The following is an 18021-nucleotide window of genomic DNA, read 5'->3' as shown; positions in this document are numbered from 1 at the left end:
ACGGCCGCCTCGGGAGCGGTTCCGTCCGTGTGCGTGAATGGGGAGATGCTCTCTTCCTTCACGCACGACCACGACGGTGAACGACTGAGCTGCGTCAACGGCGGTGGTGGCGACGGCGCGGCGACCGCCGTCCTGCTGCACGGCGCGGGCAACGGCAGCAAGGAGCGGCTGCTCCCCCTGCTCGGCGAGTTCGCCGCCCGCGGGTGCGCGGGGCTCGCGTTCGACTTCTCCGGACACGGCGAAAGCACCGGCGCACTGGGCGAATTGAGCCTTCGGCTGCGTTTCGACCAGGCCGTGTCCGTGATCGACGCGACGGTTCCGGCGGGCGCCCCGCTGATCCTCGTCGGGTTCAGCATGAGCGGCCAGACGGTGGCCGATCTCGCACGGCACTACGGGCGACGCGCGGTGGCGCTCGTGCTGTGCGCGCCCGCGGTGTACGCCGCCGAGGCCTGGCCCCTTCCCTTCGAGGACCCCGAGAGCCCCTCGCGGCAGGACGGCCCGGAGGCGGAGAGCCGCTTCAGCCGGATCATCCGCAGCCCGGACAGCTGGCGGCGGGCTCCCGCGTTCGACGTGCTGCGGGCGTACGAGGGCCGCGCGGTGCTCGCCGTACCCGCCGAGGACACGATCGTCCCGCCCGCCGTGACGGAGGCCGTCGCGGACGCCCTCACCGCTCGCTCCGACTTCACCCGCTTCGAACTGCCCGACGCCGACCACCTGCTGGGCCTCTGGTTCCGCGACCACGCCGAGGACCGGCGCCGGCTCGTGGACCTCGCCCTCTCCGGCCTCGGCGTCCCGGTGCGCCCGGCCGCCGGCGCCTGACCGGCCGGCTGCCTCACACCCCCGGAGCCGCCGGGACCACGCCCGCGATGACCGCCGCGCCCAGGGCCGCGTGGTCGGTGGCGTTGCGGTCGGTGTAGCGCAGCGCGAAGTTCGCGACGGCCCGCTCGAAGGTGTCGGCGCCGCCGAGATAGGCGGCGATCGCCACACGGTCGCCGGAGCGGGCGTGCGCGCGGGCCAGGGCGGTGCCGCACAGCCGGGCGTAGGCGCGCAGTTCACCCGGACTCATGCCGCCGACATCCGCGCCGGCCTTCATGTCGTGGAGCTGGCGCCAGTAGAACGAGCGGCCCTCGGGGCCGGTCGTCCAGCCGAGGAAGACGTCGCCCGCGGCCTGCATCAGCCGCTGGCCCGCGACGACCCGGCGCCCGGGATGGACGTACGGGCCGCTCGGCAGATGCTCTTCGAGCACGGACCGTCCCGCCTGCTTGATCTGGAGGAACAGCGGGTCGTCGGCGTCCCGCCCGGCGAGCAGCACGATGAAGCAGCGGGTGCCGACACTGCCCACGCCGACGGTCTTGCGGGCCGCGTCGACGAACCGGTAGCGGTCCAGGAGCAGACGGCGTTCCTCGGGGAGTGTGGAGCGGTAGTCGCTGAAGATCTTGCGGAGCGAGGCCATGTCCATGGCTCCGGCCGGTTCCAGCAGGGGCGGGTCGTGGACGATACGGCAGCGTCCGTCGACGGTCTCGGTGAGTTTGCCGAGGGCCTGGAGGCTGGTGCGGCGGCGGGCCCGGGTGAGGGTGGCCTCCGCGCGCCGGCGCCGGCGTCCCGAGCGGACCAGCGGCAGCAGCAGGTCGGCGTCGATGTGCTGGTACCAGACGGTCAGTTCACCCTGCCGGGCCAGCCGTCGCACGGCCTCGCGGTACTGCCCGGCGGCGGCTCGTGCCGCGCCGAAGACGTGCTCCTCCTTGTGCCCGTTCTCCCGGGCCGCGACCGCGACGCTGGCCGCGAGCCGTTTGACGTCCCACTCGAAGGGGCCGGGGAAGGTCTCGTCGAAGTCGTTGAGGTCGAAGAGCAGGGAGCCTTCCGGGGCGGCGTACAGGCCGAAGTTCAGCAGGTGGGCGTCGCCGCACAGCTGGACGGTGAGCCCGGTGTGGGGCTGGGCGGCCAGGTCGGCCGCCATGACGGCGGCGCCCCCGCGCAGGAACGCGAGCGGTGAGGCCGCCATCCGGGCGTAGCGGATCGGCAGCAGTTCCGGAAGCCGGTCCCTGCCCTGCGCCTGGAGGAGGCCGACGGGGTCGGGGCGGTCGGCGGCGGGGATCCAGACGCCGTGCGCGGAACGGGGCACCTGTTTGCGGGCGGCCCGGCCCCGGGCCGCCCGGTCCGCCGTGGTGGCCGTGACGCTGTTGCGGCGCACGGCCGTCAGTGCCTCACGGCGCGGGCGACGTCGGTCTTGACGTCACCGGTGAGGGAGCGGTTGCTGCGGGCGGTGCCGTTCTCGGAGGCGCCTCCCGCGACGTCGTTCACCGTCACGACGGTCGTGTCGAGGAGGTTGCCGCTGGTGTCGGTGAAGTCGACCTGGACGACGTAGGACTTCGCCGAGGAGGTGGGATTGGTGACGGTGACCTCGACCGTGGCGCGCCCGTCGGAGTCGGGGCTCGCGGCGCCGAGCTTCACCTCGCCCTTGGCGTCCACGCCGCCCTTGAACTCGTCGAACTTCCGGCCGGCCTCGGCGGTCGCGGAGGCGAGGGCGTCACCGGCCTCGGTGGCGGCGGACGCGGCCTCCGAGACGGCGGACGCGGCCTTGGAAGCGGCGGACGCGGCCTTGGAGACGGTGTCGGAGGGGCTGCTGTCGTCGGAACAGGCGGTCAGTTGCGCGGCCAGGGCCGCCACCACGGACACGGCCAGGATGAGCCGGACCGGTCCTCGTATGCCGTCCCTCTGCTGCATCGTCTCTCCCCACGTGGTCCTGGTGCGCCTCCGGATCCCGCTTCCTCGCGGTGGCCCCAGTCAAGGCCGCGGGCGGGGCCGCCGCATGCCCGGCTGCGCCCAACGGGTGAACACCGTCCCGTGACGGGCGGACGTCCGAGAGGATGAGGAACGCGGAGCAGGAAGCACGGAGCGAGAGGGGACGGGGACGACGTGACGGGGAAGCCGCGGCATATCGGGGTGGCGGAGCGACGGGCACGGCTCGGGCTGCGGCAGCGGCTCGTGGGCACCGCGCGGGCGAAGACCCCCGAGGAGGTGGCGGACTCCCTGGTCGCGCTGCACGGCACCGATCCGGCGACGGTGTACCTGGCGGTGGGCGCGCGGCTCGGGGACGCCCGGACGACGGTGGAGCGGGTGGAGCGGGCCCTGTACGAGGACCGTTCACTCGTGCGGATGCACGGCATGCGCAACACCGTGTTCGTGTTCCCCACCGGCCTGGCGGCCGTCGTGCACGCCTCGACGGCGCTGGACATCGCCGCGAAGACCCGTGCCGGACTGCTCAAGGACTTGGCCTCCGGAAGCGACGGGCGGCTGACCGGGCCGTGGCTCGACGAGGTCGAGGCGTCCGCGCTCGCCGCGCTGGCCCGGCGCGGACAGGCCACGGTGAACGAACTCACCGGGGACGAGCCGCGGTTGAAGGAGCAGTTCGTCTACGCGGCGGGGAAGAGCTACGAGAGCGTGCAGACCGTGTCGTCCCGCCTGATGCGCCTGCTGGGGGTCGAGGGCCGGGTGGTGCGGGGGCGTCCGCTCGGGTCCTGGACGTCGAGCCAGTTCCGCTGGGCGGTCGCGCCGCCGCATCCCCCGCTCCCGCCCGCCGAGGCCCGCTCCGCGCTGCTGAACCGCTGGCTCACGGCCTGCGGGCCCGCCACCGAGGCGGACCTGAAGTGGTGGACGGGCTGGAAGGTCACCGACGTACGGCGGGCACTGGCCGGGTGCGGGGCGGTGACCGTCTCGCTCGACGACGGGGTCACGGCGTACGTGGCGGCGGGCGACGAGGGCCCGGTCGAGGGACCGGGTGCGCCCTGGGCCGCCCTGCTGCCCGCCCTCGATCCGGCGCCCATGAGCCGGCCGGACCGGGACTGGTTCCTCGAGCCGTCCCTGCGACCCGCCCTCTTCGACCGCAGCGGCAACGTGGGGCCGACGGTGTGGTGGGACGGACGCGTGGTCGGGGGGTGGGCGCAGCGGCCCGACGGCGACATCGTCTGGCGGCTCCTGGACACCGGGGGCGTCGGCCGCGAGGCCCTGGACGCGATCTCGGCGGAGGCCGAGCGCCTCGGCGCCTGGGTGGGCGACACCCGGATCACCCCACGCTTCCGGACACCTCTGGAGCGGGAGCTGTCGGCGCGGTGAGGCGGCCCGGCCCGGACGGCGTGCCGGCATCGGGGCACGGGACGGCGCCGGCACCTCGGTCGGTGCCGGCGCCGGGACCGGTCCGGGCCGGTGCCGGGTGGCCCCGCTACGGGGCGGGGACACCCGGCGCCGGTGAACGGCGCGCTCGGACTGTCAGCGCGCGTACCTCATCAGGGCACGCACCATGTGGCACGTGGTGTCCGACGGCGGGTGCACGCCGATGAGCTGTGCCGTGGTGCGGATCTTCTCGTCACGGGCCTGGTTCGGCACGTACACACCGGAGTCGAGCAGGGCTATGGCGAGTCGCATCGCCTTGAGCCGGCGGTTGTGCGTGATGTACCAGTCGCGGGGGCGCCCCGGCGGCAGCGGACGCTTCTCCACGGGCTTGTACGGCAGATCCAGCAGGACCGGCGTCTTCGATGTGGACTGGGTGGGCAACGGCTTCAGTGCGGCAGCGGGCACGGGCATCCTCCTGTCGCGGTCAGGGCACCGTCCGGACCCCCCGGCGACACCCTCGAACACTGCTTCTATTCTACCGCCGGGCACTGACAAAAGCCGCTGGCCACGGGGGCTCCGGGGGTGCCGTGACAGCCGTGTCCGAAGGCGCCTGCCGTAACGTGTGGGGCATGGAGATCTGGATCAATCCGGCCTGTTCGAAGTGCCGCAGCGCGATCAGCCTGCTCGACGCCGAGGGCGCCGAGTACACCGTCCGCCGCTATCTGGAGGACGTGCCCGGCGAGGACGAGATCCGCGACGTCCTCGACCGTCTCGGCCTCGAACCGTGGGACATCACGCGGACCGGGGAGGCCGACGCGAAGGAACTGGGGCTCGAGGAGTGGGCGCGGGACGCCGGTTCACGGGACCGGTGGATCAAGGCGCTGTCCGAGCACCCGAAGCTCATCCAGCGGCCGATCATCACGGCGGACGACGGGACCGCGCTGGTGGGCCGCACGGAGGAGGCGGTACGGGAGGCCATGTCCCGGTAGCCGGCCGGGTCCTCGCCCCGGGCCTCCTCAACTGCCTTGTGATCCAGGTTACTTAAGTGAATGCCGTAACCGTTGAGTAACTACGTTCGGCATCTCGTACATAGCGGCGTAACGCTCCCCCACTCTCTGGAGGCGCGCATGTCGCGTAGGAGAACTCTCAGCACCAAGAAGAAGATCGCTCTGCTGGTCAGCGCAGCGACCGTGGCCGGCGGTGGGGCCTTCGCCCTGGCCGCCACCTCGAACGCGGCGTCCGTGCAGACCGCTCAGACCTCGGTGGCGTGTCAGGGCCTGGCCACCGCGCTGGGCAACAACCAGAGCTTCATCGCGGACCAGAAGGCCCACCCCGACTCCCAGTCGGCGGCCAGAATCGCGAACCGCGAAGCGGTCATCGCGCAGATCAAGGTTCAGCAGCAGGCGTCGGGCTGCGCTGTCGGGGAATCGGCTCAGGGCTCCCAGACCGGCCAGCAGAACGCCCAGCAGCCCGCGCAGCCCGCGCAGTCCGCACCGGCCCAGGCCGCCACCAAGGCCCCGGCGCCGAGCGCCCCCGCGAACAACGCGGGTGGCGGCGCCGCCACCGGTCAGCAGGTCTGCAACGGTTCGACCGTCACGCTCTCCGGCGAGGGCGGCGCGCCGGCCGCGTCCAGCAACCAGTTCCCGGCCGGAACGAAGCTGAAGGTCACCAACCTGGACAACAACAAGTCCACGACCGTCGAGGTCACCTCGGTGTCCGGCAGTTGCGCCCTGCTGAACAACGCGGCCTTCGAGCAGGTCCGCGAGCCGGGCAAGTTCCTGATCCGCCGAGCCCTCATCGAGAAGGTGGGCTGACGGGCGGAACGGATCAAAAGCCCTGCCGTCACCGACCTGTCACGGGTCGGAGGCGGCAGGGCTTCCGCATGAGCGGGGCGGCTTCCCGCAAGGACGGGCGGCTCGCGCCCGGGTGCCCGAACCGGCCGGCAAGGGGGCACACCGCCCATGCCGTCCTCACCCGGATCGCATACGAGCAGCCCCCGGCGGACCACCGGGTCCGGGGCGGGCGGCGGGCCGGACGATCGCGGCCGCGAACGATCGCACGCGGGCGGCCGCGCCGGAACGGGCCGTGTGAGACCGGGCACATACGGCCCAGGTAACACGGGGTTCACATTCGGGCAATGATCGGGAAACCGCTGGTTGACAGGCTTCCGGACATCCCCGGCGGCGCCCCAGTGCCGCAGCGCCGCAGCACCCGCAAGTGCGATCAAGACCCACCCCGAAGGATGTGGCCCGTGAGCTTCAAGGCTGAGTACATCTGGATCGACGGCACCGAGCCGACGGCCAAGCTCCGTTCCAAGACGAAGATCCTGGCCGACGACGCCAAGGGTGCGGAGCTGCCGATCTGGGGCTTCGACGGCTCCTCGACGAACCAGGCCGAGGGTCACGCCTCGGACCGCGTACTCAAGCCCGTGGCCAGCTTCCCGGACCCGATCCGCGGCGGCGACGACATCCTCGTCATGTGCGAGGTGCTGAACATCGACATGACGCCGCACGAGTCCAACACCCGTGCCTCGCTGGCCGAGGTCGCGGAGAAGTTCGCCGCGCAGGAGTCGATCTTCGGCATCGAGCAGGAGTACACCTTCTTCAAGGGCGCGCGCCCGCTCGGCTTCCCCGAGGGCGGCTTCCCGGCCGCGCAGGGCGGCTACTACTGCGGTGTCGGCGCCGACGAGATCTTCGGCCGTGACGTCGTCGAGGCGCACCTGGACAACTGCCTCAAGGCGGGCCTCGGCATCTCCGGCATCAACGCCGAGGTCATGCCCGGTCAGTGGGAGTTCCAGGTCGGCCCGCTCGCGCCGCTGGAGGTCTCGGACCAGCTGTGGGTCGCCCGCTGGCTGCTCTACCGCACCGCCGAGGACTTCGGTGTCTCCGCGACGCTGGACCCGAAGCCGGTGAAGGGCGACTGGAACGGCGCGGGCGCGCACACCAACTTCTCCACCAAGGCCATGCGCGAGGGCTACGACGCGATCATCACCGCGTGCGAGTCGCTCGGCGAGGGCTCCAAGCCGATGGACCACGTCAAGAACTACGGCGCCGGCATCGACGACCGTCTGACGGGCCTGCACGAGACCGCCCCGTGGAACGAGTACAGCTACGGCGTCTCCGACCGCGGCGCCTCGGTCCGCATCCCGTGGCAGGTCGAGAAGGACGGCAAGGGCTACATCGAGGACCGCCGTCCGAACGCGAACGTCGACCCGTACGTCGTGACGCGTCTCATCGTCGACACCTGCTGCACCGCCCTGGAGAAGGCCGGCCAGGTCTGATCCCGCCCAGTTGTCCCGAAGGGGCGCCCACCGTCACGGTGGGCGCCCCTTCGCGTTGCCGTCGGGCCCCCGCCCGACGGGCTGATCGGCGCGGTGTCCGGTTCGCGCCAAGTAGGCGTCCGAGCAGTGAGAGGAGGGTCCTGTTACGGGGCTGTGTCTGCTTCAATGGAGTCATGTCCATCTTCCAGAAGCGCATCGCGACGGGTCGCCATGACCTCGAGCCCTTCTGGCCCTCCCGTCAGCACCACGACTTCGACCGGGTGTGTTGTCGCGCGACGAACGCGCCGGCCCTCTAAAGCCGTACACCCCGGCCTTCGGCCCGCGCGCACGACGTACGTCCTCGACGGCTCCGACCACGAACTCGCGGTCGTCGAACCTCCCGACGAACTTCTCGCGCGAAAGAGCTGACCTCTCATGGCGACCACTCGATCCTTCTCCTCCGTCGCGACGTCCCCCGTTCCCTCGACCGCCCCGGGACGGCACCGCCTGCGTGCCGTCGACCGGGACGAGGTCCCGGACGTGGCCACCTTCCTTCCGCCGGGCACCACCTGGCTGCCCGCCCCCCAGAACGCGCTGCCCGTCCTGCCGGGACAGCCGCCGATGATCGGCTACCTGGTCCTCGTACCGGCCGACCAGCAGCCCCTGTTGCCGGTCGCCGTGACCGGCCCGGCCGAGCTCCCGGCCGCCACCGGTGACCTCACCGAGGCCACCGGCGACGGCTCCGCCGACCCGCTGGTGCGCGTCGACGCCGTGCAGCGCACCGCCGAGGTCGACGGGCGGGCGCTGGACCTCACGTACCTGGAGTTCGAGCTGCTCGCGCATCTCGTCCGCCATCCGCACCGGGTGCACACCCGCGACCAGTTGGTCTCCACGGTGTGGGGCTACGGACACGTCGGCGACGGACGGACCGTCGACGTCCATGTCGCGCGGCTGCGCCGCAAGCTCGGCACCCAGCACCGGCAGGCGATCCAGACGGTGCGCCGGGTGGGGTACAAGTACACGCCGCCGATGGGCCGTTGACCCGTCCGGCCGGTGAACGGCCCGGTTCCGGCCGGGTACCGGGCCGTTCCGCGAATCTTCTGTCGGCAGATTCGCGTGCCTCCGGGCGGGCCGTGCGGGCAGAGTCGTCCGTATGACACGGAGACTTCTGATGCTGGGCGGTACGGAGTTCGTGGGGCGCGCGGTCGTGGAGGCCGCGCTCGACCGGGGGTGGGACGTCACCGTCTTCCACCGCGGCCGCCACGCACCGCCGGCCGGGGCGCGGTCGCTGCTGGGCGACCGCACCTCGCCGGACGGGCTCGCGGCGCTCGCCGGCACCACGGACACCTGGGACGCCGTCGTCGACACCTGGTCGGCGGCGCCGCGGATCGTCCGGGACGCGGCCCGCCTGCTGGCGGGACGGGTGTCCCGCCATGTGTACGTGTCGAGCTGCTCGGTGTACGCCTGGCCCCGTGCCGTCGGGTACACCGAGGACGCGCCGCTCGTGGAGGGCGCGTCGGCCGGCGCGGACGCGAGCGACTACGCCCGGGACAAGCGGGGCGGGGAACTGGCCGCCGTCGAGGCCTTCGGCGGCGAACGTTCGCTGCTCGTGCGGTGCGGGCTGATCCTCGGGCCCTACGAGAACATCGGGCGGCTGCCGTGGTGGCTGAACCGGATCGCGGCGGGGGGTCCGGTGCTCGCTCCGGGGCCACGGGACCTGCCCCTCCAGTACATCGACGTCCGGGACCTGGCGGAGTGGACGCTCGGTGCGGTGGAGGCGGAACTCGGCGGGGCGTACAACCTGGTCGGCCCCACGGGGCACGCCACGATGGGGGCGCTGCTCGACGCGTGTGTCCGGGCCACCGGGGCACGGGCCGAGCTCCGCTGGACGGACCCCGGGACCGTGCTCGCGGCCGGGATCGAGCCGTGGACGCAGCTGCCGGTGTGGGTGCCGCCCGGGAGCGAGCTGCACGCCTCGGTGTACTCGGGCGACGTCTCACGGGCGCTGCGGACGGGCCTGCGGTGCCGGCCCGTCGAGGAGACCGCCGAGGACACATGGAGCTGGCTCCGGTCACTCGGGGGCCCCGAACCCCGTCGCGCCGACCGGCCGGAGGTGGGACTGGATCCCGCGGTGGAGGCGAAGGTCCTCGGAATGTGAAACCCGGAAATACCCGGCCCGGACATTCTGGGCCCGTCGTGCGGACGGGCCCAAAATGTCCGGGCCGTCGTGCGGACGGGTCCGCCGTGTTCCCCGGAGGGATTCGGCACGGCGAACCGCTCCTGTCCGCCGGCAGGCGCCCTCGGATCGCCCGGCGGGCGGAGCCGGCCATGAACTCGGCCGTCCGGTGAGGCAGTTGAGGTCGTCGGCCGGAGTCCCCCGACGACCGGCGGGGTGCGCTCCTCGAACCCGACGGCTACTGAACACGAGTCAAGAAATCGCCCTCAAACCTGAATATCGAGATCAACTCTCGTGAATTCGCGGGCTTCTGGGACCATTGTGACCGAATTGACCTCACGACTTTCTAAGATTCTTTCGAGACCCCTGAACACCTCGCGCACCTCCCGCGTATGGAAAGGAGCCGCTTCACTCCTGTCGGGCGCCTCGCTGCCCCGCAAGGAAGTCAGAGGAGTTCCATGGGACGCAACATTCGAAAACGACGTTCGCCGCTGGCCGTTCGCGCCGTTGCCGCGTCGGCAGCGCTCGCGATCGGCGGGGGTGGGCTGGTCTGGGCGAATTTCTACGCCTCGGCACACGAGAGCAACGACTCGGCCCGAAACACCACCAAGGCCGCGGGCGCGCAGGTGGCCACCATCCAGTGTCCGGACGTCGGCCAGAAGCTGTCCAACGTCCCGAAGCAGGCGCGGGGCGAGGTCGACGGGGAACTGGCGACGCTCGACCAGCAGATCACCGCCGCCTACCAGCGGCTCGCGACCACGCGTGACGCGCAGACGAGAGACGCGAGCTTCGTCCAGAACTCCATCCTCACGCCGCTCAAGCAGAACCGGTCGGTGATCATCGACCGGATCAAGCTGGAGATCAACCGCGTCGGCGGCAAGGCTCCGGGCTGGCTCGACGGTCTCTCCACCTGCACGGGACAGCCCGCGAGCGGGCAGAACAACGGCGGGCAGAACAACGGCGGCGCCACGGCCGCTCCGTCCGCCGGCGCGAGTGCCGGTGCGGGTGCCGGTGCCGGTGCCTCCGCGAGCGCAAGCGCGAGCGCCCCTGCCGGTGGTGCGCAGGCGGGCAACGGCGGACAGGCCGGAAACGGTCCGGTCGCGGCCGACTTCGTCGACATCACGAAGGTCCAGCCGAACGTCGCCCGCAAGCCGCAGACCGGGGCGGCCGGTTCGTCCGGTGTGTTCAGCACGTCCTGCGGTGTCAACGCGAACAAGAAGTTCAACACGGACAACGTGATCGTGGCTCCCGGTGTCACCAACGGTGCGCACCACCTGCACGACTACGTCGGCAACCAGTCGAACGACGCCTTCGCCAACAACGACACCTTCGCGGCGGCCCAGACCTCCTGCGCCAACCAGGGCGACAAGTCGTCGTACTACTGGCCGGTCGTGCGTATCCAGAACGGTACGCAGGACTTCGACCAGAACAACGACGGCGGTGGCAAGGAACTCAACGTCGGCAAGATCCAGCAGGTGAGGCAGGCGCAGATCAAGTTCGTCGGCAGCCCGACCAGCAAGGTCGTCGCGATGCCGAAGTTCCTGCGCATCATCACCGGTGACGCGAAGACCACGACCAACGGTCTCGCGAACGCCAACGCCCACTGGAGCTGCACCGGCTTCGAGAACAAGGTGCAGCTCACGCAGCAGTACCCGATCTGCCCCCGCGGCAGCACCGTGGTCCGCACCTTCGCCTTCCAGAGCTGCTGGGACGGGGTGAACGCCGACAGCGCGAACCACCGTACGCACGTGGCCTTCGCCGACGCCCAGGGCAACTGCGCCAACGGCTTCAAGGCGATCCCGCAGCTCACGATGCGCCTGGTCTACGGCTTCCGGGCCCCGACCCTCACCAACGGGCAGATCAAGAACGCCTACGCGGTGGACGGTTTCCCGGAGCAGCTGCACAAGGCCAGCACCGACCACGACGACTTCATCAACGTCTTCGACGACGCGCTGATGAACAAGATGGTCACCTGCATCAACAACGGCCAGCGTTGTAAGTAACACCTGAGAGGAAGGCCGGTGGCGGGAGATCCCGCCACCGGCCTTCCTCTCGTTCCCGGGTCCCGCGCGGTCAGCCGCTGTGGTGACCGGAGTGCCCGGTCCCGGTTCCCCCGTCACCGCTGCCTCCCGCGTGGTGCGAGGTCCCCTGCTCCAGGTTCCCGCCGAGCCGGCCACGCAGCGTCGTGACCATCTTCTGGTCCCCGACGGCGATCCACTTGGCGCCCACGAGGTACGAACCGCCGTAGTCCTTGGCCCCGTCGAGCCACTCGCGCTGGCCGCGGTCGGTGGCGAAGGTCGCCAGGATGAACTTGCCGGTGCTGATCTTGCAGACAGCCTGGCGGATCTCGTCCGCGTCGGTCTGGATGCTCGGCTTGCACTTCACCTCGGCGGCCAGCTCCTCCAGACTGCCGGTCGCCGTGGGCGGGACGGTCTCCTTCGCCGCCGCGTCCTTGCCGTCCGATCCGCCGCAGCCCGTCAGTGCCAGCAGGGCGGCCACGGCGGCCCCGGCCAGAAGCTTCCCGCGTGTCAACCTCATACGTTCCTCCGGTACCTGTCGGCGTTCACGCCGAGAAGAGCCCCGGCAGGGGCTCTGCCTTCGATACGGCTCCGGGCCGCCCGGTGCTCAATCCGCCCCTTCGGCGGACGGGGAACCCGGTACCGCCCAGGACACGGCTGTGCGAGGGTGGCACCCGTGAACGAAGACTGGGAAGAGCGTACGACGGCGGCCTGGGCCGGCTTCGACGACTACGAGGAGGAGCGGGCGGCGGACTTCCGGGCCGTGATCGACGCGCTGGTCGCCGAACTGCCCGCCGACAGTCCCCTCGGCCCCTTCGAGCAGGCCTGCGCCTGGGACTCGACCGGCCACTCCGACAAGGCCGTCCCCCTGTACCGGGAGGCACTCGCCCGGGGCCTGAGCGGGTACAAGGGCCGCCGGGCGAAGATCCAGCTCGCCAGCTCGCTGCGGAACACCGGACAGGCGGACGAGGGTGTCAAGCTCCTCACCCCGGAACTGGTCGGGCCCTCTGACGAGTTGGACGACGCGGTGCGGGCCTGTCTGGCGCTCTGTCTCGCCGACCTCGGCCGCGAACGCGAGGGCCTGGCCCTGGTGATCGGCGCGCTGGCCCCCCATCTGCCGCGCTACCAGAGGTCGATGGCGAACTACGCGCGCCTCCTCGTGGAACCCGGGGAATCCGCGGACTGAGTCCCCGGCGGGTCCGGTGACCATCCACCGATTCGCTCGTTCTGCTGAACGTGCAGTCACAGGATGTAGCCCCGCGCCCCGCGCCCTCCTCCGGAGCCGTCGTCGACGTCGAGCAGGCCGAGGCCGCCCTCGTCGAGCACTACCCGCGGCTGGTCCGGCTCGCTTATCTGATGCTTCCGCCGGGCCTCGGCCGCAACCGGCGCGTGCTGACCGCGCACGCCCTCACCCAGCGCGCCCTGCCGCGGGGCCGGGCGGCGGGCGACGCGTCGGTGATCCCGGCCCAGCAGGGCGGCGGAGGCCGCGACGGTGACCCGGGCTACGCCTTCGTACGCCTCCAGGTGGTGCGTACGGCACTGGAGGCGGGACTGCCGCTCAGGCGGCGGGCGTGGCCCAAGCGGTCCCAGCTTCCGCCGTTCCTCCCCCTGGTGTGGGGCCTGCGGCTCTTCCCCCGTTCGGGTGGCGCCGACGAACTCGCCCTGGAACAAAGGCTGTCCGCACTCTCGGGGCCGGCTCGCGCCGCGTACGTGCTGCGCGGTCTGGAGAAGCTGGCCGACCCGCGGCTGCGCCAGGTGCTGGCGGCCGCGGGAGTCGAGGACCCGGCCGCGGCGCTGAGGGAGGCCTCGGGCGTCGAGGCACGGGACGCGCTGCTCGACTCCCCCGAGTTCGACCCCTCCTCCCTTCAGGCCCGGCCCACCGATCTGATGCGGCGCAGGCAGCGCATGAAGGCCACGCTCGCCGCCACCGCCGCCGTGGCCGTGTGCGGCGCGCTCCTCGCGCTGCCGGGCGACGGCTGGGGCCCGGACGGCGCCGCGGCCCCCTCCTACGCGCGAAACCCGGCCGCCGAGGCCGCGCTCGACCCGGCCCGGCTGGCGCGGGTGGCGCCCGCGGCCTGGGAGTCCTCCGCCCGCACCGACTTCTCCGTCTGGCCCGCGCGCGGCGGCCTCGTCGACGACAGCGCCCTGCTGCGCCGCGCGCTCGCCGTCTGGGCCCGGCCCGGCGGGTCCGTCCGGGTCTCGGCGGCGCCCGCCACCCCCTCCGGCCCGCCGCCCGGACCTCCCCAGCTGCTGTACGCGGGCGATGTCGACCAGGCCCGCGTGGTGCTCCTCTACGACGGTCTGCGCATCGCGCGCTACGCCGAGCCGAAGGACGGCACGGGCACCGCGGCCCTCGACTTCGCGCGGGCCGACGGCGCGAGCGGGGCGGAGGCGAGCGCGGTGGTACTGGGCCGGACCGACGGCAACGTCCGCTATCTGACCGCCCCCTGGGTGACCAGGGCCGCCGAGCGTGACCTGCTGAAGCCCTCCGCCGGGGCGATGGACCTCACCCTGTCCGCGGACGGCTCCACCTCTCCGCTGGCCGGAGCGCCGGAGACCGGCGGGTGCACGTCGTGGAACGTGCTCCAGGTCGAGGACGCCTCGGGCACCCGACTGCTCTCCGACCTCGGCGAGCTGATCCCGGCCCACCTCACCGCGGGCCGGCCGACCGCGCCCCGGGAGGCCGCGGGAGCCCAGAGCCTGCGGGAATGGGCGCCCTTCGCGTGCTCGCTGGCCTCCATGCGCTCGCAGGGCGTGCGGACCGTGAACGCCTGGCGGTACGCGAGCCAGCCGCTGCCCGACGGGAGCGGACCGGCCACCTGGCTGTGCACCCGCGCCGACACCTGGCGGGGCGGCGGCCCCCGGGTGCTGGCCCAGTTCCGCACCCCCGGCGGGACGTACGGGGCGGTCGTGGCGCAGGCCGAGAACTCCCCGGCCTGCGGCTCCCGCGATCCGCATGTGCTCGCCGGCGTGCTGTGGAAGTCCGGTGCGGGGACGTGGTACCTCCTCGCGGCCGGCGGCAAGGGGACGGCCTCGATCGCCGCGACGGGCGGGGTGCGCGGCTCCGCCACGGGGCCCCTGCTCACCGTTCGGGCGGCGCGAGGAGCGCGGGCCGAGCTGAAGGGAACCCTGACGGACGGCCGGGCCATCACCGGGCTGCGCTGAACGCCCGTACGCCACAATGGACCGGACACCCGGCGCGGATTGCTGACACGGACGTAAACAAGTGGGCGCACAGGGCTTCTCCGGGCGCCTACCCGTCAGTACATTGACGCCATGTCCAACACGCAGGCCCGGCAGCCCCGGCCGGTCGAGTCCGAGCGGACGGCTCTCAAGGCACGGAAGGTGTCGTTCTCCTGGGAGGACACACCGCTGCACTGGGTGCCGGACGAGCCGTTCGCCACGCACACCATGAACGTGCTGCACCTGCTGCTGCCGGCCGGCGAGCGGTGGTTCGTGCACGTGTACCGGCAGGTCCTGCCCCTCATCCGGGACGAGCGGCTGCGCCAGGACGTCATCGGGTTCATCGGGCAGGAGGCGACGCACTCGCAGGCGCACGACGAGGTGCTGCCCCACCTGGCGGAGCTGGGGCTCGACCCGACGCCGTACACCGCGCAGGTCGACTGGCTCTTCGAGAAACTGCTCGGCGACCGGACGCTGCCCCCGGGCAGGGCGCGCCGCTGGTGGCTGCTGGAACGCGTCGCCCTGATCGCCGCGATCGAGCACTACACCGCCTTCCTCGGCGACTGGATCCTGAACGCCGGGGAGCTGGACCGGCGCGGCGCCGATCCGGTCATGCTGGACCTGATGCGCTGGCACGGCGCGGAGGAGGTCGAGCACCGCTCGGTGGCGTTCGACCTGTTCCAGCACGTCGACGGCAGCTACCGCCGACGGGCGCGGACCTGGGCGACCGCGTTCACCGCCCTCGTCTTCCTGTGGCAGCGCGGCGCCCGGTTCTTCATGGAGAACGATCCGACGCTCGTGAACGGCAGGGCGAGCTTCAAGGACTTCTACACCAGCGGGAAACGGGGCGTGCTGCCGCCGACCGGGGACCTGCTGAGGTCCGTCCCCCGCTATCTCAGCCGCACCTACCACCCCTCGCAGGAGGGCTCCACCGAGCAGGCGATCGCCTATCTCGCCTCCTCCCCGGCCGCCACGGCCGCCGAGAAGAACACGGGTGCCGCGTGATGCCCAGGCTGGGGACCGTCGTCGCCGTCGCCGGCGCGGCCGTGCTCGCACGGCGTGCGCTGCGCCGCCGGATCGGGGCGTCGCCGCTGTGGCCGCTGCCCGCCCTGGAGGATCCCCGCTCCGGCCGGCCCCGCACCCGGGCCCTGCGACTGCTGGTCGCCCGGCACGAGCGCGTCGCCGACGGTGTCGTCCTGCTGCGCCTGGAGGGGACCGGGCTGCCGCCCTGGGAGCCGGGAGCCCATCTCGATCTGGTGCTGCCCTCGGGGCTCGTCCGGCAGTACTCCCTGTGCGGGGACCCGGAGGACCGCTCCTCCTACACCCTCGCGACCCGGCTCGTCGAGGACGGCCGGGGCGGATCGCGCGAGGTGCACGAACATCTCCGTCAGGGCACGCGGGTCGAGGTGCGCGGACCGCGCAACCGCTTCCCGCTCGTGGACGCGCCGGCGTACGTCTTCGTCGTGGGCGGGATCGGGATCACCCCGGTCCTGCCGATGCTGCGGGCCCTCCCGGAGGGCACCGACTGGCGGTTGCTGTACGGCGGCCGGACACGCGCCTCGATGCCGTTCCTGGAGGAGATCGGGAAGCTGGACCGCTCGAAGGTCACCGTCGCCGCACAGGACGAGGACGGACTGCCCGACCTGGACGCGCTGTTCGCGGATCTCGTCCCCGGCACGGCGGTCTACTGCTGCGGACCGGACGGGCTCACGGCGGCGGTCGAGGCACGGATCCCGGCGAACGCGGCACTGCACCTGGAACGGTTCACCGCCCGCGCGCCCACCGGGGGCGACACCGCCTTCGAGGTCGAGCTGCGGCGCAGCGGACGCACGGTGACCGTGCCCGCCGGCTCGACGGTCCTCGCCGCGGTCCGCACCGAGCTGCCCGGCACGCTCTACTCCTGCGAGCAGGGATTCTGCGGAACCTGCCGGCAGCGGGTCCTGGAGGGGGAGATCGAGCACCGGGACGAGCTGCTGACGGACGCGGAACGTGACGACTCGATGCTGATCTGCGTCTCGCGGACACGAGGTGAGCGAATCGTGCTGGACATGTGAACATCCGCCGCCCGTACCGGCCCGGTCCGGGCCGGATCCGGTCGGTAAAGTGTCCGCATGACAACCGGGGTACGCCGCAGGATGGGTGTCGAGGAGCGACGGCAGCAGCTCATCGGCGTCGCCCTCGACCTGTTCAGCCGACGCTCGCCCGACGAGGTCTCCATCGACGAGATAGCCTCGGCCGCGGGCATCTCCCGACCGCTGGTGTACCACTACTTCCCGGGCAAACTCAGCCTGTACGAAGCGGCGTTGCAGCGCGCGGCGGACGACCTCGCGGGCCGGTTCGTGGAGTCCCGCGAAGGCCCGCTGGGAACGCGGCTGCTGCGGGTGATGCGCCGCTTCTTCGACTTCGTGGACGACCACGGGCCCGGTTTCGCCGCGTTGATGCGGGGCGGCCCGGCCGTCGGCTCGTCGACCACCAACGCGCTCGTGGACGCCGTACGGCAGGCGGCCTATCTCCAGATCCTGTCGCATCTGGAGGTGGAGGACCCGCCCGCCCGGCTGGAGCTGGTGATCCGTTCCTGGATCTCGCTCGTCGAGTCGACCGCGCTGATCTGGCTGGACGGCCGGCGGATTCCGCGCGGCGAGCTGGAGGTGCAGCTCGTGCACGACTTCGCGGCCCTGGCGTCGGTGAGCGCCGCCTACGACCCGGAGGTCGCCGCGCTGCTGCGCAGGAGCCTCGGGAACGAACCGGGCGACGGGCCGTTCACCGACCTCGTCGTCCGGCTCCTCGCGCTCGCCGCGCCGCCACAGGCCTGAGGCGCGGGCGTCACGCCTCGAACTTGCGGTAGGACGGGTCGAGGTCGCGCACCTCGGCCGAGGCGTGCAGTTCCAGCCCCTCGGCGGGCTTCACATGGGTCTTCAGCAACTCCAGCACGGCCTCGGTCAGTTTCGCCTTGACCTCCTCGGTCCGCCCGGCGAGCAGACCGAGGGTGACATGGACGACGGCGTGTCCGCCGGTGTCCGCGCCGACGACGGTGTCCTCGGTCCGGCGGAACTGCGTCTTGCACGCGCCGATCTTCGCGGCGGCCGTCTCGACCACCTCCGCGTGCAGCGCCAGGGCGAACCCGCGCCGGTCGAAGGCGTCTTCGAGCGGTGCGGAGTAGTCGACGGTGATCTGCGGCATGAGCACTCCTGTTCAGGGACAGTCGTGGTCACCCTAGCCGCAGCACCGGCCGCGCGAACTGCTGAGGGCGGCCCCGGACACCCGTCGTGCTCAGG

Annotated in this window: 19 protein-coding genes; 14 read left to right on the top strand and 5 right to left on the bottom strand. The window is 72.2% G+C overall.

Annotated elements, in window-relative coordinates:
* Positions 1-45 precede the first annotated feature (45 nt).
* Positions 46-819, top strand: coding sequence for an alpha/beta hydrolase (locus ACFYW9_RS17065; protein WP_389150446.1), 774 nt, complete (start codon positions 46-48; stop codon positions 817-819).
* Positions 820-832: 13 nt separating this feature from the next.
* Here the strand turns inward: ACFYW9_RS17065 and ACFYW9_RS17060 are convergent, their stop codons facing one another.
* Together ACFYW9_RS17060 and ACFYW9_RS17055 are read right to left on the bottom strand one after the other, a co-directional pair.
* Entirely contained in the window at positions 833-2191 is a 1359-nt protein-coding gene (locus ACFYW9_RS17060; protein WP_351865107.1) for a DUF2252 domain-containing protein, read from the bottom strand.
* A gap of 5 nt (positions 2192-2196) precedes the next feature.
* A complete protein-coding gene (locus ACFYW9_RS17055; RefSeq protein WP_389150442.1) occupies positions 2197-2724 on the bottom strand; it encodes a hypothetical protein in 528 nt (175 codons plus the stop codon).
* A 192-nt stretch (positions 2725-2916) separates the two neighbouring features.
* On the opposite strand from ACFYW9_RS17055, the gene ACFYW9_RS17050 reads away from it, so the two are divergent.
* A complete protein-coding gene (locus tag ACFYW9_RS17050) occupies positions 2917-4113 on the top strand; it encodes a winged helix DNA-binding domain-containing protein (RefSeq protein WP_389150439.1) in 1197 nt (398 codons plus the stop codon).
* A 153-nt stretch (positions 4114-4266) separates the two neighbouring features.
* On the opposite strand, the gene ACFYW9_RS17045 is transcribed toward ACFYW9_RS17050, so the two are convergent.
* Complete coding sequence (locus ACFYW9_RS17045) at positions 4267-4575, bottom strand: hypothetical protein (RefSeq protein WP_351865098.1); 309 nt, start codon at positions 4573-4575, stop codon at positions 4267-4269.
* 164 nt (positions 4576-4739) lie between these two features.
* Here ACFYW9_RS17045 and ACFYW9_RS17040 point away from each other — a divergent pair, with 164 nt between their 5' ends.
* From ACFYW9_RS17040 to ACFYW9_RS17010, 7 genes are all read left to right on the top strand, one after another.
* The gene (locus tag ACFYW9_RS17040) at positions 4740-5099 is read left to right on the top strand and encodes an arsenate reductase family protein (protein WP_351865095.1); all 360 of its coding nucleotides are present in this window, start codon (positions 4740-4742) and stop codon (positions 5097-5099) included.
* 138 nt (positions 5100-5237) lie between these two features.
* Positions 5238-5924: a hypothetical protein gene (locus ACFYW9_RS17035; protein WP_351865092.1), complete on the top strand. Its 687-nt coding sequence runs from the start codon at positions 5238-5240 to the stop codon at positions 5922-5924.
* Positions 5925-6361: 437 nt separating this feature from the next.
* Positions 6362-7390, top strand: a complete 1029-nt coding sequence (gene glnII, locus ACFYW9_RS17030) for a glutamine synthetase (protein ID WP_389150434.1) — start codon at positions 6362-6364, stop codon at positions 7388-7390.
* A 173-nt stretch (positions 7391-7563) separates the two neighbouring features.
* Entirely contained in the window at positions 7564-7686 is a 123-nt protein-coding gene (locus ACFYW9_RS17025; RefSeq protein ID WP_351865087.1) for a hypothetical protein, read from the top strand.
* Positions 7687-7804: 118 nt separating this feature from the next.
* On the top strand, positions 7805-8410 hold the full coding sequence (locus tag ACFYW9_RS17020) for a winged helix-turn-helix domain-containing protein (protein ID WP_351865085.1): 606 nt from the start codon (positions 7805-7807) through the stop codon (positions 8408-8410).
* 130 nt (positions 8411-8540) lie between these two features.
* Positions 8541-9527, top strand: a complete 987-nt coding sequence (locus tag ACFYW9_RS17015; RefSeq protein ID WP_389150635.1) for an NAD-dependent epimerase/dehydratase family protein — start codon at positions 8541-8543, stop codon at positions 9525-9527.
* A gap of 476 nt (positions 9528-10003) precedes the next feature.
* Positions 10004-11548: a DUF1996 domain-containing protein gene (locus tag ACFYW9_RS17010; protein WP_389150430.1), complete on the top strand. Its 1545-nt coding sequence runs from the start codon at positions 10004-10006 to the stop codon at positions 11546-11548.
* 70 nt (positions 11549-11618) lie between these two features.
* Here ACFYW9_RS17010 and ACFYW9_RS17005 read toward each other — a convergent pair whose 3' ends face one another.
* The gene (locus tag ACFYW9_RS17005; protein WP_389150428.1) at positions 11619-12083 is read right to left on the bottom strand and encodes a hypothetical protein; all 465 of its coding nucleotides are present in this window, start codon (positions 12081-12083) and stop codon (positions 11619-11621) included.
* A gap of 156 nt (positions 12084-12239) precedes the next feature.
* On the opposite strand from ACFYW9_RS17005, the gene ACFYW9_RS17000 reads away from it, so the two are divergent.
* The 5 genes from ACFYW9_RS17000 to ACFYW9_RS16980 all read left to right on the top strand — a co-directional run bounded on the left by ACFYW9_RS17000 (position 12240) and on the right by ACFYW9_RS16980 (position 17559).
* On the top strand, positions 12240-12749 hold the full coding sequence (locus tag ACFYW9_RS17000; RefSeq protein ID WP_351865078.1) for a tetratricopeptide repeat protein: 510 nt from the start codon (positions 12240-12242) through the stop codon (positions 12747-12749).
* Between the two features lie 50 nt (positions 12750-12799).
* Positions 12800-14728, top strand: a complete 1929-nt coding sequence (locus tag ACFYW9_RS16995; protein ID WP_389150424.1) for a hypothetical protein — start codon at positions 12800-12802, stop codon at positions 14726-14728.
* A gap of 111 nt (positions 14729-14839) precedes the next feature.
* Positions 14840-15751 (top strand): metal-dependent hydrolase, encoded by a 912-nt coding sequence (locus tag ACFYW9_RS16990; protein ID WP_351865073.1) that lies wholly within the window; start codon positions 14840-14842, stop codon positions 15749-15751.
* Positions 15751-16800 carry a PDR/VanB family oxidoreductase gene (locus ACFYW9_RS16985; protein WP_389150420.1) on the top strand — a complete coding sequence of 350 codons (1050 nt, stop codon included), beginning with the start codon at positions 15751-15753 and terminating at the stop codon, positions 16798-16800. Before ACFYW9_RS16990 ends, ACFYW9_RS16985 begins: the two co-directional genes overlap by 1 nt.
* A 57-nt stretch (positions 16801-16857) precedes the next feature.
* Positions 16858-17559, top strand: coding sequence for a TetR/AcrR family transcriptional regulator (locus ACFYW9_RS16980; protein WP_351865070.1), 702 nt, complete (start codon positions 16858-16860; stop codon positions 17557-17559).
* A 10-nt stretch (positions 17560-17569) separates the two neighbouring features.
* Here the strand turns inward: ACFYW9_RS16980 and ACFYW9_RS16975 are convergent, their stop codons facing one another.
* Positions 17570-17926, bottom strand: a complete 357-nt coding sequence (locus ACFYW9_RS16975) for a 5-carboxymethyl-2-hydroxymuconate Delta-isomerase (protein ID WP_351865067.1) — start codon at positions 17924-17926, stop codon at positions 17570-17572.
* Positions 17927-18021: the final 95 nt, after the last annotated feature.

It is taken from the genome of Streptomyces sp. NPDC002698, from assembly GCF_042888945.1.
Lineage (GTDB): Bacteria > Actinomycetota > Actinomycetes > Streptomycetales > Streptomycetaceae > Streptomyces.
Note: the sequence above shows the minus strand (reverse complement) of the source record. Positions and strands in the feature narration are given on the sequence as shown.

What these genes read in the sequence shown, in the direction of transcription:
- ACFYW9_RS16990 (WP_351865073.1), top strand. Translation starts at nt 14,840, where the DNA reads ATGTCCAACACGCAGGCCCGGCAGCCCCGGCCGGTCGAGTCCGAGCGG.
- ACFYW9_RS17025 (WP_351865087.1), top strand. Translation starts at nt 7,564, where the DNA reads ATGTCCATCTTCCAGAAGCGCATCGCGACGGGTCGCCATGACCTCGAG.
- ACFYW9_RS17015 (WP_389150635.1), top strand. Translation starts at nt 8,541, where the DNA reads ATGCTGGGCGGTACGGAGTTCGTGGGGCGCGCGGTCGTGGAGGCCGCG.
- ACFYW9_RS17040 (WP_351865095.1), top strand. Translation starts at nt 4,740, where the DNA reads ATGGAGATCTGGATCAATCCGGCCTGTTCGAAGTGCCGCAGCGCGATC.
- ACFYW9_RS17035 (WP_351865092.1), top strand. Translation starts at nt 5,238, where the DNA reads ATGTCGCGTAGGAGAACTCTCAGCACCAAGAAGAAGATCGCTCTGCTG.
- ACFYW9_RS16980 (WP_351865070.1), top strand. Translation starts at nt 16,858, where the DNA reads ATGACAACCGGGGTACGCCGCAGGATGGGTGTCGAGGAGCGACGGCAG.
- ACFYW9_RS17065 (WP_389150446.1), top strand. Translation starts at nt 46, where the DNA reads ATGCTCTCTTCCTTCACGCACGACCACGACGGTGAACGACTGAGCTGC.
- ACFYW9_RS17055 (WP_389150442.1), bottom strand. Translation starts at nt 2,724, where the DNA reads ATGCAGCAGAGGGACGGCATACGAGGACCGGTCCGGCTCATCCTGGCC.
- ACFYW9_RS17010 (WP_389150430.1), top strand. Translation starts at nt 10,004, where the DNA reads ATGGGACGCAACATTCGAAAACGACGTTCGCCGCTGGCCGTTCGCGCC.
- ACFYW9_RS16985 (WP_389150420.1), top strand. Translation starts at nt 15,751, where the DNA reads ATGCCCAGGCTGGGGACCGTCGTCGCCGTCGCCGGCGCGGCCGTGCTC.
- ACFYW9_RS17020 (WP_351865085.1), top strand. Translation starts at nt 7,805, where the DNA reads ATGGCGACCACTCGATCCTTCTCCTCCGTCGCGACGTCCCCCGTTCCC.
- ACFYW9_RS17005 (WP_389150428.1), bottom strand. Translation starts at nt 12,083, where the DNA reads ATGAGGTTGACACGCGGGAAGCTTCTGGCCGGGGCCGCCGTGGCCGCC.
- ACFYW9_RS16975 (WP_351865067.1), bottom strand. Translation starts at nt 17,926, where the DNA reads ATGCCGCAGATCACCGTCGACTACTCCGCACCGCTCGAAGACGCCTTC.